The following is a 14975-nucleotide window of genomic DNA, read 5'->3' on the forward strand; positions in this document are numbered from 1 at the left end:
TGCGGCTTTGCGTTGATCAATCATCTTTAGCCGGCGCTTCGTCGCGTGTTGGCACGACATCGTCGAGATCCAGGCGAAGCACCCTTGCAATCGCTTTCAGCACGGAGATGCTGCCTTCCTTCTTTCCTGTCTCGATCTCGGAAATGTAGGCTGTGCTAATACCGGCGGCAGCTGCGAGGTCCTTGGCGGAGAGCCCGCGAAACTCGCGCCATACCCGTACCGGGTGTTCCCCGTTGATAAGCCGATCGACAAATTCGGCAGGCACGCGCTCTTCTTCACCTGCTGCCACGCGAGACTCATAGGCCTTGACCGCCAGCAAGTCCTCCAGATCCTCGACCAGCTCCGACTGCTTGATGAGCATGTTATAATCGCTGCGGCTCAGGAGGACCATCTCCTCGCCATTGGGCGTCGTGAAAGAAACGGGCGTATTCATGGCTCCAATCCTTTATAAACCTCTCCGCGGCCGGCGATCTTGATGACATCGATGACCAACCCGTCCTCGTTGAAAATCACACGCCAGTCGCCGACCCGAAGTCGATAATATTCGACACCTTGTAGCTTCTTGACATTGTTGGCGAGCGTTGCGGGGTCGTCGGCATATTGCTGTACCTTCTGCCGTATTCGCCTCGCGTCGGTCGCAGGCATGCGCGTCAGGGCCTTGATGGCCTCCTTTTCATATACAACGCGCATAACCATCCTAATCCGATAGAACCAGTTCAGGCAAGAAAATTCGCCGACAGCGAATTACCCCTACCACCGGCCATCCCGTTTCATCGCCTCCATCTCTCGAAGCGCCTTCTCGCGCTGCCTTTCGCGGCGTATGATGTCGGTCACCGCGGCATCGTCGGACTTGTCGGTGTAGCGGAATTCCGAGTCGGCGTAGCGGTTGATCTCCTGCATCACCATGTCCATCGTAACAGGCCCGCGCAGGTCTTCGATCATGGCCTTTTTCTCATCATAGCCCTTGTGCATGAAGGCGTCCGGCGTCGCGAACCATTCGTCTGGCAGATCGACATCCATGGCCCGCATCTTGATCGCGTCGGTGATGTTCTTGATCGCCCGCCCGGTGAAGCGCGGCTCGGCCACCTTGATCATGTGCAGGTAGGCACCGACATCCGCCAGCGTCCTGATCCCGCCATGCGCCGTTTCGTACTTCTCCCAGACGGCAGCGAGGCCCTCCTCCTTCGGACGGGAATGCGCCTCGTAGGACTGGGACACAGCCTTTTTGATTTCCTGCCCGGCAAACAGCTGGTGCTCGCCGAGCGGGATCGTATGGTTCTTTCCGACGAGAAGAGCGAAGATGTCGATGTAATCGCTCTCCGACTGCGGCCCGTCCACCAGCCAGCGGGCACCGGCGCGCTGGCGCAAAGCATCATCGACGTTCTCGGGATAGTTCGAGAACATGCCGAAGGTGCAGTTTCCACGGATCACGGTGGATGCGCCGGCAAAGCTTTCCATCAGCACCGCCGTCACCTCGTGCTGGCCGGCCGAAGCACGGTCGTCGGAGCGCTTGGCGGCGACCTGATCGACATCGTCGATCGTTCCGAAGCCGATGGCGCGCGGGTTGACGACATTGTTGACGAATTCCTTGCAGTTCTGGCCGGACTTGCCCTGATAGGAGGAGATCTGGTCAACGCCGAAATTCTCGTAGTGGAAGGCATAGCCGGCAATCTGGCAGTAGTCGTTGAGCATGCCGGCCAGCATCTGGATGAGGATGGTCTTGCCGGTGCCGGGCATGCCGTCGCCGATGAAGGTGAAGAGAAAACCGCCGAGTTCGACGAAGGGGTTCATCTGCCGGTCGAAATCATAGGCCATCAGCATCTTGGCGAGCTTCAGCGCCTGATATTTGGCGATATGGTTGCCAATGATCTCTTCCGGCTTCTTGAAGGTCATGGACAGCGGCTTGCGCTTGGCGCCGGGGGCGACGTCGAAGCCGTTCAGGGTGAAATCGTCCTGATCGAGCCGGATATGTACGTTTTCAAAGCTGGCAAGACCGGTGAAGCGCGCCTTCCTGCCGATCAGCCCTTCGATCGCCACCCGTGCGAAGGCGCGTGCCCGGCTGGTCAGCGCCGCGTCGTCCGGGCTCCCGCCAATCGTTTTGTCCAAAGCCGAGATCATGCCTTTCAGCGCATCCTGCGGCGTGTCGAACAGAAAGTCCGGCTCTGCGCCGTCTTCCACCGGCTCTCCGTCTCCCGGCAGCGTCGACCCCAGATAGGCCGCGAAGGTGAAGGCGGCGATATAGGCAGATGCCGACAGCAGCGCCTTGAACTGCGACGCCTCCTCGCCCCCGAGCGGAGACGAGGCATTGCGCGCCTGCAGGCTTTCCAGATCGGTCTGCCGGGCGAAAACCTCGGCGACGGCAAGCGCGACCTGCAGGCCCCGCCGGGCGCGGTAGACAAGCGCGTGCTGGGCTAAGGACATCATGGGATCGCCGGGCCGAACCGACTGCACCGTCTTGACCAGTTCGACCTCGCGCGTCCGTCTCTGCCCGCCCGTCGAAACCGTCGACACGAAGCGGCGGCCGGTCCCGGCCAGCGCCGTTCCCGATGAGGGGTCGTCGGCCTCCAGCAGGATCAGCCGCGTTACCATGCCCTGCGCCAGCGCCTGATGCCTGGCGATGTCATCCTCGTGCAATGTTGTCAGACCTGCATTCAATGACATGGCTACACCTCGCTGATGACCTGATTGCCGGAAATCACATGCACCTTGTAGTCACCAAAAATTGCAGCTGCTTCGCCGGCGGCATAGAGCGCCTGGTAGGCGTCGTGCGGCACCAGCGCATGTTTTTCGTAGGAACTCACGCCCATGCGAGTCGCCTCCAGATTGTCCGTATCGATATGAAATTCCTCGCTGCCCGGCGTGCTCGACCAGAAGCCGCGCGCGGCCGGGCGCTCGGCTTTTGAGAAGACCTCCTGCACAGTCCAGGTCAGAAGCCAGGCATTTTCGGGTTTGCGCACCTTCGACAGGATCTCGTTGATCTTGGCGTTGTTCTCTGTAATCCCGGCGGAATAGAACGGGCCGAGCACGATACGCCGCAGCTGCTTGGGGTGAAGCTCGGGAAAATCCTTGTCGAGATTGGTGGCGATCGTCACCGGCGTCAGCGAATAGGCGCTGTTTTTCAAGGCGAAATCATCGAAACGGCTGGCAAGATCGGGGTTCAGCAGCCCACCCACCGGCAACGGAATATCGACGGCGGGATTGAGTTTGCCGTCCGGTGTGACCAGCATTTCGACGATCTTCTCAGACGAATCCTCGATCGTCGCCATGTAAACCATCGGCAGCGTGCTCGTTCCGTCAAAGGCGCCCCAGGACATGACATAATAGGGTCTCAGTGTCTTGGGGTTGACCGCAACGCGTATGGTTTCCGGCATGATGAAGGGCGAAAATATATCGCCCTTGCCGATCTGCTCGAGATAGAGCCGCTCTGCCATGCGCGCCTGCAATGCCTCAGGAAAAGCCTTGCGCCGCAGAATGAAATCGGCCATTTCGCCCCGCAAGGCGTCGGCCTGAGGGATCTCCGCAAGCCGCTTGTCCGCCGTCTGGCGGTCGTTCTCCAGTTCCAGCACGTTCTGGAACACCGGGAAGCCGCTTTCCGCGCGGGATATGCGAAACTGTTCGACGAAGCCGATACGATTTTCCCAACAGGAGAAGGAAGACTTCAGTCGTGCGAGATAGGGCACGACGATCTCGCCCACGACCGAATTCCGATAGAGCGGCGAATTGCGGTCGCCAAGGAAGATTTCAAGCCCGCCGAGCGCTGCGCGGATGGAAGCGAAATATTGGCCCACGGGGCCCTCGGTGGCAGCGTTCATGATGGCTTACTCGGAGTGTGGGGAGGGTTCCCCCCCTCTGTCGGCGATGCCGACATCTCCCCCTCAAGGGGGGAGATCATTCTTTTGCCCGTCGGCTTGCGTGATACGGCCAACAAAGCCGGCGATTGATCTCCCCCCTTGAGGGGGAGATGTCCCGGAGGGACAGAGGGGGGGAAGCCTCGGCAAAAACCAGATAAAACCATCACTGCTTCACGTAATTTGCCGAATTATGCTTGTCCATCACCGACTGGAAACGCCTGGCAAACGCATCATCGGCCAGTTTCTTGCGGCGCTGGATGTCCTGGGTAGAGAGCATGTTCTTCTCGTGCATCTCAAGGAGGTCGCCGATATGGCGCTGCGCTGCAGAACCGATGCCGGCCATGGTCTCTTCCGCCGCGATATCCACCTGGCTGCCCAGCGTGTTGATCTTATGAGCCACTTCCTGCTGCGCCGCCGTCTTCAAGGAATCTTCGAGCGCCTTGTAAAGAACGATGCGCTGTTCGGTATCGATGGTAAGCTTGTTGATCAGCGTATTTTGCGCAGCGATCTGGTTGTTAAGCGAATCGACGAAGGTCTGGAACATGGAGGTGTAGCGTTCCAGCGTCTGGCTCTCGGCCAGAAGCTCCTGCTCCTTGGCCTGGGACTGGTTGTACTCGGTCGCCAGCACGGAGCGTTCGCCTTCGAGCTGCGTGCGGGAGATCTGGTCTGTCGAAGCGGCGATCTTGTTTTCGATATCCATCAGGAGAGGATTGAGTTCTTCGATGCGTTTCTGCGTCGCCTGAAGATTGGCCATCGTGGTCTTGCGGCGCTCGATCACCTGCACAAGGCTTGCCTCGGAGGTCTTGTACCGCTGGTCGAGCACGTTCTTCTGCTCTTTCAGAATGCCGACGATGGTATCGGACTTGGACAGCAATTCCTGCAGATTGCCGGCGAGCGACATATTGCGGACGCGGTCGGTGCGCATGCGCTGGGCGCTCTGCTTGGAGAAGATGCCAATGAACTTCTCGTAGCCGGTATAGGTCTTCATGTTTTCGAATTCGGCGCCGAACACGTTGGTCGCGTCCTCTAGCCCGATGATGAGATCGGCAATATTACCCTCCATCACCTTCTGCTGGTTGATGACATCCTGAATACGGGCATTCTCGATGTCGAAATTGGCATCGCCAAGCTTGGTGTCGGACTTGGCGAACTGCTCCAGCACGATGCCGGACTTCTCCAGCTTGCCGCGCATCTGGTCGACGATGCCACGCGTTTTCTCGATTTCGCTCTCAAAATTCTGAAGTGTCGCCATGGTTTCCCCCTTGTTGCTGCCGTGCAGACGTGCCGGGCAGCGCAATTATTCAGTCGCCGCATTCGTTTATATAATGGAACACAAGGCCCGAAGCACAAGGGCGAACCTGCCGATTTTCAGGATCTATTGCCCGCGACCGGCGATCGTCGCTCAGGGTTTTGCCGCTCTTTTCAGATAGGCGATGAGATCGGCGATGTCGCCCGGCTTTTTCAAACCGGGAAAACTCATTTTGGTTCCGGGGACCATAGCCTTCGGGCTGAGGAGGTATTCGGAAAGCAGGGCGTCATCCCAGATTTTTCCATCGCCGAATGCCTGCATTGCATCGGAATAGCTGTATCCGTCGAATGTGGCCACCGGTCGCCCGAGGATGCCGAGAAGACTGGGACCGACGCGGTTTACGGGCTCGGTCGCCGTATGGCAGGCACCGCATTTCCGGAAGACCTGCGCCCCCGCCTCCGCGTCGGCTGCCGCAAGAGCGGCCGGGGCAAGACAGAGAAAAAAGGCGGCAAACAAAAGACGAGGACACATTCACACCTCCCTACAGCAGCCGAGCCTTTCAGCTGCCGCTCATCATATCGTCCCAATGCCGCCGGCAATAGACGGCATATTTCTCGTTGCCGCCGACTTCGACCTGCGCGCCTTCCCGCACGACTTTGCCGCCGCCGTCCAGACGCACGACCATGGTCGCCTTGCGGCCGCAGTGGCAAATGGTGCGGACCTCGCGCATCTCGTCGGCAATGGCAAGCAGTGCCATGGAACCCGGAAACAGCTTGCCCTGGAAGTCGGTCCGCAAACCATAGGCCATGACGGGTATGCCTATGCGGTCGGCGATGCGCGCCAGCTGCCAGACCTGATCTTCACCGAGAAACTGCGCCTCATCGACGAAGACGCAGGCGATGGTCTCTTCCGCGTGCATGCGCCCGATCATCGCAAAAAGATCATCCGCATGGGAAAAGGCGATCGCATCGTCGCTGAGACCGATGCGGGAGGACACGCGCCCCTTACCGGCCCGGTCGTCGAAGGCCGCAATAAGGATCACGGTGCGCATGCCCCGTTCGCGGTAGTTGTAGGCCGCCTGCAGAAGCAAGGTGGATTTTCCGGCATTCATCGTCGCGTAGCTGAAATACAGTTTTGCCATGGCATCCTCTTCTGTATGTTCATTGCTGGTGAAGAACACGGGACAACGTGGGAAGCCATAGCGCAGAAACGAAAGTCACAGAAAAACGTCGGTTTGCGCGAGAACCGAGCCAATGCGACATGCCGCGTCGTTTTAGGCAGGCTATCAATCCAAAGGCCTAATACACTCGAAGCCAACACCAAGGCGCTTGAACTGGCGGACATTTGGTGATTGGCTAAAACAATAAAAGCAGGGGAATATCATGACCAGATCCACTTCGTTCAAATCCGTTCTCACCGCCGCAGTCGCCTTGACGGCACTTTCGGCGCCCGCAATGGCAGCAGACCCGGAAAGCTGTGCAACCGTGCGCTTCTCCGATGTCGGCTGGACCGACATCACAGCGACAACGGCAACAGTTGCAGCCATCGTCGACAGCCTCGGCTACGAGGCGGACGTCAAGGTTCTCTCGGTGCCGGTGACCTACCAGTCTTTGAAGAACAAGGACATTGACGTCTTCCTCGGAAACTGGATGCCGGCCCAGCAGAAGGACGTGCAGCCCTACCTCGATGACAAGAGCGTCGTCTCGATCGGCGCAAACCTGGAAGGCGCGAAATACACGCTGGCGACCAATGCCAAGGGCGCGGAACTCGGCATCAAGGACTTTTCCGATATCGGCAAGAACAAGGATGCGCTGGACGGCAAGATCTATGGGATCGAGCCCGGCAATGACGGCAACCGCCTCGTCATGACCCTCATCGAAAAGAACGAGATGGGCATGGGCGGCCTCGAAGTCGTCGAATCCTCCGAGCAGGGCATGCTGGCGCAGGTTGCCCGTGCCGAAAAGGACGGCAAGCCGGTGGTCTTTCTCGGCTGGGCGCCCCATCCAATGAACTCGGTCTTCAAGATGACCTACCTCACCGGCGGCGATTCGACCTTCGGCCCGAATTTCGGTGGCGCGACGGTCCATACCAATACCCGCGCCGGCTTCGTCGAGGAATGCCCGAATATCGGCAAGCTCATCACCAATCTCAAGTTCACGCTCGAGATGGAAAATGAGATCATGGGCAAGATTCTCAACGACGGTGAAGACCCGGAAAAGGCTGCCACGGATTGGATCAAGGCCAATCCGGCTGCGATCGAGCCTTGGCTCGCCGGTGTCACGACCCTGTCGGGCGAAGACGGTCTCGCCGCTGTGAAGTCGGAACTCGGCCTCTAGGTCGATCTGCGGCTCCGGTTCGCCCGGAGCCTGGCTAAGAGGCGACGCATCGCGACCGGTTCCGCCGGATGAGGACGGGCTTGCCAGTCCTTGTTCGCCTGCCTTCGTTTTCCAGCCTATGAGGGGTGGCGACCTGCCGCCCTTCCATCACCATCCCGATTTCTCATGCAGCGGATGAACCCCGGTGGAATGGCTCACTGACCAGAAAATACCCACGGGCCGATGGGCCAAAATTTTTGTCGACTGGCTGACGAACAGCGGCGGCTGGTTCTTCGATGGATTGTCGGCCTTTCTCTCGGCTGTTATCGACGGGCTGCTGTTCATTCTCGGATGGCCACATCCGCTCGTTATCATCGCCCTGGTGACCGCACTCTCCTGGTATTTTCGCCGCTCCATCGGCCTGGCGATCTTCACCTGTCTCGGCCTTCTCCTGATCGTCAATCAAGGCTACTGGGAGGAAACGACGGAAACGCTGGCGCTGGTTCTGGCGGCAACCGCAGTCAGCATGGCCGTCGGCCTGCCGCTCGGCATTGCTGCCGCCCGCCGACCCTGGTTCAATGAATTCCTGCGGCCGATCCTCGATCTGATGCAGACAATCCCGACCTTCGTCTACCTGATCCCGGCACTCATCCTTTTCGGTCTCGGCATGGTGCCCGGCCTCATCGCAACAGTGATCTTCGCCATTCCCGCCCCGATCCGGCTGACGCGCCTCGGCATCATTTCGACGCCACCCTCGCTGACCGAAGCCGCGGTTGCCTTCGGCGCGACACCGGCGCAGGTGCTACGCAAGGTGGAACTGCCCTATGCCACGCCGCAGATCATGGCCGGCCTGACCCAGACGATCATGCTCTCCCTGTCGATGGTCGTCATTGCCGCCTTGGTCGGTGCCGACGGTCTGGGCAAGCCGGTGGTTCGGGCGCTGAATACGGTCAATATCGCGCAAGGTTTTGAAGCCGGCCTGTGCATCGTCATCCTCGCCATCGTCCTCGATCGCCTTTTCCGCACCTCGGACGAGGGAGAGCGCACATGAGCGAAGCCGTGGTTTTCAAGAATGTCGATATCGTCTTCGGCAAAAAGCCGGAACAGGCGCTTGCAATGGTCGACCAGGGCAAGACTCGCGACGAGATCGGTGCGGCGACCGGACTGGTGCTCGGCGTTGCCGACGCGTCGCTGACCATCATGGAAGGCGAAATCCTTGTTCTGATGGGTCTTTCCGGCTCGGGAAAATCAACCCTGCTGCGGGCTGTCAACGGTCTCGCGCCCGTGGTGCGCGGCGAAGTGCAGGTCAAGACCGGGACCGGTCCGCTTAATCCCTACAAGACATCGGCAAAGTCGCTGCGCGACTTCCGCATGCACGATGTTGCGATGGTGTTCCAGCAATTCGCGCTTTTGCCGTGGCGAACGGTGGAGGACAATGTCGGCTTCGGGCTGGAACTTGCCGGCGTGTCGGAGACCGAGCGCAAGACGCGTGTTGCCGAGCAACTGGAACTGGTCAACCTGACAAAATGGGGCAGCCGCAAGGTGCAGGAACTGTCGGGCGGCATGCAGCAGCGTGTCGGTCTCGCCCGCGCCTTTGCCACGGGTGCGCCGATCCTTTTGATGGACGAACCGTTTTCGGCGCTCGATCCGCTGATCCGCACGCGTCTGCAGGACGAACTGCTGGAATTCCAGCGCCGCCTGAAAAAGACCATCCTCTTCGTCAGCCACGATCTGGATGAGGCCTTCCGCATCGGCAATCGCATCGCCATCATGGAAGGCGGCCGGATCATCCAGTGCGGCACGCCCCAGGACATCGTCCGAAACCCGGCCAATCAGTATGTCGCGGATTTCGTCCAGAACATGAATCCGATCAGCATGCTGACGGCGATGGACGTGATGAGCAAGGGGGTCAACCGCACCGATGCCGGCGCCGGCGTAACCGCGACTGCCAAGCCGACCACGCCGCTTATCGACATTCTCGATGCAATGTCGCGTCAGCCCGGAAGCATCGGCATTGTCGAGAACGGTGCGGTCATCGGCACGATCAACGCCCAGAACATCGTTGAAGGCCTGACGCGCCATCGCAACAAGAGTTGACCGGACAAGCGCCGCAACAGTTATAAATGCCTGGACCGGAAACGGTCCGGGCATTCGGCTTTTCTAGGAGACCGTTGATGAACGACAAACCTTCCGTGCTGCGTGAAACCGACGAGGACGCCCGCAGACTGGCGCGCACTGTGTTGCGCTCGGCGCGCAGCGCCTCTATCGCGGTGATCGAACCACAAAAAGACGGCTTTCCTTTTGTCAGCCGCGTGCTGCTCGGCATCGATACGGACGGCACGCCGGTCATTCTCGTATCCGGCCTGTCCACCCATACACAGGCATTGGTGATCGACGAAAGATGCTCTTTGTTGACAGGCGAAACAGGCAAGGGCGATCCTCTTGCCCACCCGCGCCTGACGGTACAGTGCGAGGCCGAACGGGTCGGGCGCGAAGAAGACGCGCATCCGCGCCTGCGCCGCCGTTTTATTCGCCGCCATCCGAAGTCAGGCCTCTATATCGATTTTCCGGACTTCGTTTTCTTCCGGCTTCACCCCTTGAGAGCCAGTCTCAACGGCGGTTTCGGAAGGGCCTACGCCCTGGACGGCGAGGACCTCATCATCCGCTCGCCGGCAATCGATGAGATCGCGGCAAAGGAAGAACAGGCGATCGACCATATGAAAAGGGATCATGCCGATGCGGCAAGCCTTTACGCGCAACGGCATTGCGGGGCGAAGGGAAATGGCTGGCGAATCGCCGGTCTCGATGCCGCGGGCGTTGATCTGGCATCCGGAGATTTGCTGAAGCGCGTGGAATATGACGCGCCGCTGCAATCTCCGGACGATTTACGGCCCGCCTTGATAAAACTTTACAGTTAAAGTCAGCTTTGCTACCCCGAATTCTGATAGTGTGCGGTTGTTCTTTTATGCATCACGCCTAATTATCCTAGCTTCACATTCATAACGAAGCATGATGTGAACTTTGCTGGAGTATGGAATGCAAACGATCTCTCCCCAGAAGCACGGCAATGCCGAAGTGGCAGCCGAATTTCTCTCGGCCATGGCCAATCCCAAACGACTCCTGATTTTGAGTTCTTTGGTGAACCAGGAGATGGCCGTTGGTGCCTTGGCGAACCAGGTGGGCCTAAGCCAGTCCGCCCTGTCGCAGCATCTCTCGAAACTTCGCGCCCAGAATCTCGTGACAACACGCAGGGACGCGCAGACCATCTATTATTCAACGTCTTCGGATGCTGTTCTCAAGATGTTGAACACCCTGACGGAGATTTATGGCGACGAGACTCCCACGATAGAAAAAATCGCTCAACGCCGTACCGCCTGATCTGGACCGGGGCCGGCATCCGGCCCCCTCCTCCGGCATTCCGCCCAAGGCTTGCCCTATTCCGGATCCATCACCTTGCAGACACAGATCGACCTGCCGCGACGGACGGGTATATCCACACGCGGCAGGCAGTATCCATGTTGCTGCTGACGAACGGCCGGCAATTTGCCCTTGTCCTGCCGTTTTTATCGAAGCAACCTTATGCTTCGCACGACAAGATTGTGTCGAGCTTACGCCGCAGCTTGAAAAATCGCTATATCATGGTCGGGTGTCGGCAAGAAACGAAGCGATATAAACCAGCGGCGCGTTCCAGTTGATCGTCATCTCGTTTGTCCCCCAGGACATAATGTCGTCGATATAGCAGGTCTGCGGCGCGCACCCTCCAAGCTTTTCCTTTGCAATTTCATCGACCAATGTGGAATTCGGTCCGCCCGCCAGTGTTCCGTTGGGCGGATGTGGCAGGCGGCTATCCAGCTGATGTGCATACCAGCGACTGTGCTGGTTCCGGGCAAAGGAACTGCCGTAGCCGGTGATGTAAGAGAGGTTCATCGCGTTGCGTCCGAGCAGATAGTCCATGCTCTCCCGGACGCCGGCGAGAAATTTGTTGTCACCAGTGAGATCATAGGCCGCCGCGACCACGCTCATATTCTGCAGAATGAGATGGTTGGAGCCCCAGTCGTAGCGATTTTCCGCAGGTTTGTAGATCTGGCCGAAAGCTTGTGTCGTCTGAAGTGCAAGAAACGCAGTGGCGGCGTCTATGACGGAAGCGCGAACCATCCTCCTGTCCTTTTCCGGCAGACGGTCTCCGTACAGCGCAAGATTGAGGCGACCGAGCCCGGCAACGCCGCGCCAGTCGAAAACTCCCGATGCCGGAAAAACAGAACTGGACCAGAAGGGCGATTTCCGCAGCGCCGAAAGATAGCGGGCCGAACCCGTCGTCAGGTACAGCTCCGCTGCGGCCCAGTAGGTCTCGTCGGTGACGTCAGTGTCGTCATAGTCCCCGCCGCCCTGACGCCCGTCCGAGGACGGCGCATAGAGCACCGGACTGGTAGCAGCAGCCCGCCAGGCATTTTTCCCGGCGTTCAGCAATCTCGCGGAAAATTCGGGATCATAAGGCGCAAACAGCCGCGCCCCTTGCGCCGCCGCGGCCGCGAGGTTGAGCGTCGCGGCGGTCGAGGGACGGTGCAGCGCGCGCAGTTCAGGATCGAGATGCGGCAGCATCGGCAAACCCGTCCATTGCGTGTCATGCACCTTGTGATGCACCATGCCGGCCAACGGCTCACCGTCCGGCACCGTCATTTTCATCAGGAACTCCAGTTCCCACCGCGCCTCGTCAAGAAGGTCGGGAATGCCGTTTCCATTTTCCGGAATGCGCGAAAGGCTGTCGCTCAGCACGGGCGACCCGCCTTTTTCGTAGACCAGCCCGCGCTCGAACGTGCCGAGAAGCTGCGCCACGGCTATGCCGCCGTTGACGACATATTTCCCGTGATCGCCAGCGTCGTACCAGCCACCGGAGACATCCAGCCGATAATCGCACCTCCAGTCCTTGCCGTAGAGCTCTTTTGCGACTTCACCGGCGAGACAGGAAACCTTCGTATCGCCCTGGTTGGGGCTTTCCTGTAGATGGCCGGCCGGACGCGCATAGGCTTCGCCGGCAATTTCACCCTTGATCTCCATGCCGCTGCGCTGCGGATAAAACCATGACAAAGCGTCGATCCGCAGTCGGCCATAGATGTCCTCGCCGACGGAGAAAGGCTGGCTCTTGAGAGCGCCGGCAACGAGGCGGTAGCCATGTCCCGGCGTCGAGAAAGCCGAGAAGTCGGCGACATGTACCCGGCTACCGGCGGTTTCATCGAAGCCTGCAGGAACCGTCATGCCCTCGCCGACCATTGCACCCTGGGCATCCTCGATTTTGAACATCAGAGGCGCGTCGCTGCCGGACATGATCGTCCCACGCTTCGGACCGTCGAGAAAATAGCCCCCCTGGTTGACGACGGGCGGCATCTCCCGTGCCCCCGTCTCGGCGGCGACCGGAACGGACTCATCCAGGGCTTCCGGCGCGGCCTCGACGAGCGAAACGTCATCGAGGCATAGCTGCCAGGGCTTCGATGCACCGCCAAGATGGAAGATGATCTGCGCGGGCTCTGCTTCCTGCGCCTTGAACACCTCGGCAAAGCCCCGTTTCCCCGGCTGCGTCTCGCCGCCGAACGTGGCGTGAGCCGTCCACGGCTCGGCATTTCGCTGAACCAGTACGGGAAAGACATGACGTCCCTCGTCCTCCAGGCTCATGCTCAACCGGTAGAATTTTCCCGGTTGCAACAAAAGATCGTTGACGCCGAGAAGGCGTTGCCAGGGCTCGCCGCCGGACTGAATGGCGGCACACAGCTTTCCGCGCTCGCGGACAAGCACGACGCCGCCGCTGGCCCAGAACCCGTCTGCCGAATTGTCAAAGCTGCCATCGGCAATCATCTCGACAGGTTCGCTGTTCACTGTGAAAAAGGAAAGAAAACCAAGCGCCAGGATGATCTGAAGTTTCGGCAAGGCTTGCACACTCAACCTGTTTCGCGATGGGCGCACTGTCCGGGAAACAGGTTAAACTTCGGAAAAGACGTTGCAGCAAGGTTTAAGCAGTGGCCATGAAAAATTACTGCCCGCCGAAAGCCATTCGGTGGTAACGGGTCAAGGCTTGACGCTGTAAGGTGCCCTGATAGTGTTTGACCATCAGGTAAAGATTCCACCTCATTTCCGGGTTTGGCCGCCGGACACAAGATGCCATTGGAGACTACAATGTCGAACCGACTGAACGCCACGCCCAATGACTTGCGCGCCTTCTGGATGCCGTTCACGGCCAACCGGCAGTTCAAGAAAGAGCCGCGCATGTTCGTGAAGGCGAAGGACATGCACTACACGACCCATGACGGTCGCACGGTGCTCGACGGCACCGCAGGTTTATGGTGCGTCAACGCCGGTCATTGCCGCCCGCTGATCACCGAGGCGATTGCCGAACAGGCGGGCGAACTCGACTACGCGCCCGCCTTCCAGCTCGGCCATCCGAAGGCCTTCGAACTGGCAAACCGGCTGATTGATATCGCCCCGGACGGCATGAACCACGTGCTCTACACCAATTCGGGTTCGGAATCCGTGGATACCGCCCTCAAGGTGGCGCTCGCTTATCATCGCGTGAAGGGCGACGGATCCCGCACACGGCTGATCGGCCGCGAACGCGGCTATCACGGCGTCAATTTCGGCGGTATTTCCGTTGGCGGCATCGTTTCCAACCGCAAGATGTTCGGCACGCTTTTGACCGGCGTCGATCACATGCCGCATACCCATCAGCCCGACAAGAATGCCTTCACCAAGGGCGAACCCGAGCACGGCGGCGATATCGCCACTGAGCTGGAGCGCATCGTCACGCTGCACGACGCCTCGACTATCGCGGCTGTGATCGTCGAGCCGGTCGCCGGCTCCACCGGCGTCCTGATCCCGCCGAAGGGCTATCTTCAAAAGTTGCGCGAGATCTGCACGAAGCACGGTATCCTGTTGATCTTCGATGAGGTCATCACGGGCTACGGCCGTCTCGGCACGCCGTTTGCCGCCCAGTATTTCGACGTGATGCCCGACATCATCGTGACCGCCAAGGGTCTCACCAACGGTGTCATCCCCATGGGAGCGGTTTTCGTCACCTCGGCCATCCACGACGCCTTCATGAGCGGCCCGGAACACATGATCGAATTCTTCCACGGCTACACCTATTCCGGTAACCCGATCGCCTCGGCAGCGGCCATCGCCACGCTCGACACTTATCGCGACGAGGGCCTGCTCACCCGCGCGGCGGAACTGGCCCCCTATTGGGAAAAGGCGCTGCATTCGCTCGCCGATTGCCCGCATGTCATCGATATCCGCAATATCGGCCTGATCGGTGCCATTGAACTGTCGCCTATCGCCGGCGAGCCGACCAAGCGCGCCTTCTCGGCATTTCTCAAGGCCTATGAAAGCGGCTTCCTGATCCGCACCACCGGCGATATCATCGCGCTGTCGCCGCCGCTGATCATTACGACTGAACAGATTGACGAACTGGTGGATGGGATGAGGAAGGTGCTGCAGAGCAATATCTGATGCGGGTTTCTGTAGACTCGAAAGCCGGCTGCCGCACGAATTGTCCGCAGCCGGATGTGTGGCGCG

Annotated in this window: 14 protein-coding genes; 6 read left to right on the top strand and 8 right to left on the bottom strand. The window is 59.5% G+C overall.

Going from position 1 to position 14975, the window contains the following annotated elements; translation table 11 throughout:
- Positions 1–16: 16 nt before the first annotated feature.
- The 7 genes from PY308_RS15010 to PY308_RS15040 form a co-directional block, all read right to left on the bottom strand.
- Positions 17–433 carry a helix-turn-helix domain-containing protein gene (locus PY308_RS15010; protein WP_275784010.1) on the bottom strand — a complete coding sequence of 139 codons (417 nt, stop codon included), beginning with the start codon at positions 431–433 and terminating at the stop codon, positions 17–19.
- A complete protein-coding gene (locus PY308_RS15015; protein WP_275784013.1) occupies positions 430–690 on the bottom strand; it encodes a type II toxin-antitoxin system RelE family toxin in 261 nt (86 codons plus the stop codon). The genes PY308_RS15010 and PY308_RS15015 overlap by 4 nt, the downstream gene beginning before the upstream one ends.
- A 60-nt stretch (positions 691–750) precedes the next feature.
- The gene (locus PY308_RS15020; protein ID WP_275784016.1) at positions 751–2661 is read right to left on the bottom strand and encodes an ATP-binding protein; all 1911 of its coding nucleotides are present in this window, start codon (positions 2659–2661) and stop codon (positions 751–753) included.
- A 2-nt stretch (positions 2662–2663) separates the two neighbouring features.
- Positions 2664–3812: a hypothetical protein gene (locus tag PY308_RS15025; RefSeq protein WP_275784019.1), complete on the bottom strand. Its 1149-nt coding sequence runs from the start codon at positions 3810–3812 to the stop codon at positions 2664–2666.
- Between the two features lie 202 nt (positions 3813–4014).
- Positions 4015–5103 (bottom strand): hypothetical protein, encoded by a 1089-nt coding sequence (locus tag PY308_RS15030; RefSeq protein ID WP_275784021.1) that lies wholly within the window; start codon positions 5101–5103, stop codon positions 4015–4017.
- Positions 5104–5253: 150 nt separating this feature from the next.
- A complete protein-coding gene (locus PY308_RS15035) occupies positions 5254–5631 on the bottom strand; it encodes a c-type cytochrome (protein WP_275784025.1) in 378 nt (125 codons plus the stop codon).
- Positions 5632–5659: 28 nt separating this feature from the next.
- Positions 5660–6241, bottom strand: a complete 582-nt coding sequence (locus PY308_RS15040; RefSeq protein ID WP_275784028.1) for a thymidine kinase — start codon at positions 6239–6241, stop codon at positions 5660–5662.
- Between the two features lie 241 nt (positions 6242–6482).
- Between PY308_RS15040 and PY308_RS15045 the strand changes: the two genes are divergently transcribed.
- From PY308_RS15045 to PY308_RS15065, 5 genes are all read left to right on the top strand, one after another.
- Positions 6483–7436, top strand: coding sequence for a choline ABC transporter substrate-binding protein (locus tag PY308_RS15045; protein WP_275784031.1), 954 nt, complete (start codon positions 6483–6485; stop codon positions 7434–7436).
- Positions 7437–7620: 184 nt separating this feature from the next.
- Positions 7621–8466 carry a choline ABC transporter permease subunit gene (gene choW, locus PY308_RS15050; protein WP_275784032.1) on the top strand — a complete coding sequence of 282 codons (846 nt, stop codon included), beginning with the start codon at positions 7621–7623 and terminating at the stop codon, positions 8464–8466.
- Entirely contained in the window at positions 8463–9512 is a 1050-nt protein-coding gene (gene choV, locus PY308_RS15055; RefSeq protein ID WP_275784035.1) for a choline ABC transporter ATP-binding protein, read from the top strand. Before choW ends, choV begins: the two co-directional genes overlap by 4 nt.
- A gap of 77 nt (positions 9513–9589) precedes the next feature.
- Positions 9590–10333 carry a HugZ family pyridoxamine 5'-phosphate oxidase gene (locus PY308_RS15060; RefSeq protein WP_275784037.1) on the top strand — a complete coding sequence of 248 codons (744 nt, stop codon included), beginning with the start codon at positions 9590–9592 and terminating at the stop codon, positions 10331–10333.
- A 118-nt stretch (positions 10334–10451) separates the two neighbouring features.
- Positions 10452–10793 (top strand): ArsR/SmtB family transcription factor, encoded by a 342-nt coding sequence (locus tag PY308_RS15065; RefSeq protein WP_275784040.1) that lies wholly within the window; start codon positions 10452–10454, stop codon positions 10791–10793.
- Positions 10794–11051: 258 nt separating this feature from the next.
- Here PY308_RS15065 and PY308_RS15070 read toward each other — a convergent pair whose 3' ends face one another.
- A complete protein-coding gene (locus PY308_RS15070) occupies positions 11052–13343 on the bottom strand; it encodes a glycoside hydrolase family 9 protein (protein ID WP_434064259.1) in 2292 nt (763 codons plus the stop codon).
- Between the two features lie 237 nt (positions 13344–13580).
- Between PY308_RS15070 and aptA the strand changes: the two genes are divergently transcribed.
- A complete protein-coding gene (aptA, locus tag PY308_RS15075; protein ID WP_275784045.1) occupies positions 13581–14909 on the top strand; it encodes an omega-aminotransferase AptA in 1329 nt (442 codons plus the stop codon).
- Positions 14910–14975 lie beyond the last annotated feature (66 nt).

Origin of the sequence: Pararhizobium gei (genome assembly GCF_029223885.1) — a bacterium.
Taxonomy (GTDB): domain Bacteria; phylum Pseudomonadota; class Alphaproteobacteria; order Rhizobiales; family Rhizobiaceae; genus Pararhizobium; species Pararhizobium gei.